The following is a 596-nucleotide window of genomic DNA, read 5'->3' on the forward strand; positions in this document are numbered from 1 at the left end:
CGGGTTTCCAAAAGTGCCGAAATGGCTCTGGTACGACTGGCGTGGTGAAGGATGGGAGCCGAGTCGTGGTCTCGCCACCTTCGGCATCTACCAAGGCCCCAAGCCCCTGATCTTCCGCCGCGAAGTCTATCGATAGAAAGCAAAAGGGCCGCTCACCTAGCGGCCCTTTTGCTTAGCGAATAAAAGAGGGGATTCCCGGCCTGCCTGTACCGAGGTCCCCGAAACTGGTCGCTAGAGTCTATGCACTGCGTGTGCCAGTTTCGTTTCAGTCTCGGTGGCCGGCCAAGGGCGCGATCTGCCTGGCGGCGGTCGCGCTGCTGCGATTGGCCGACGGGTCGAGGTAACGGTCTGCGTTCGGATTCGGTGCAGCGCTGGCTGCTGTGCCCGATTGTGGCGCGTCAGTTCTGGTCGGGCCAGAAGCGGATTGGCGCGCCCTCTGCTGGCCACAGGCGCAACTGGTCGATGTTCGACACGTCCCAGCGCTCGACTCGGCTGAGCAGATCAAGGAAGCGCTGCTCCTGCTCCATGAGCTCTGGCATGCACATCTTGCGCGTGCTGCCTATGTTCTCGAAGCGCAGGGTTTCACCTTCCAGGTG

2 protein-coding genes are annotated in these 596 nt (G+C 61.7%); one reads left to right on the top strand and one right to left on the bottom strand.

Translation table 11 applies throughout. From position 1 onward, the window contains the following. The first annotated feature begins 13 nt into the window (after positions 1-13). A complete protein-coding gene (locus tag CXQ97_RS21030) occupies positions 14-136 on the top strand; it encodes a DUF6701 domain-containing protein (RefSeq protein WP_368784525.1) in 123 nt (40 codons plus the stop codon). 262 nt (positions 137-398) lie between these two features. On the opposite strand, the gene CXQ97_RS21035 is transcribed toward CXQ97_RS21030, so the two are convergent. Next, positions 399-596: META domain-containing protein (locus tag CXQ97_RS21035; RefSeq protein WP_146069750.1), on the bottom strand; the 198-nt coding region annotated here is incomplete at its 5' end.

This window comes from Arthrobacter sp. B0490 (assembly GCF_002929355.1).
In the GTDB taxonomy this organism is placed as follows: domain Bacteria; phylum Actinomycetota; class Actinomycetes; order Actinomycetales; family Micrococcaceae; genus Arthrobacter_D.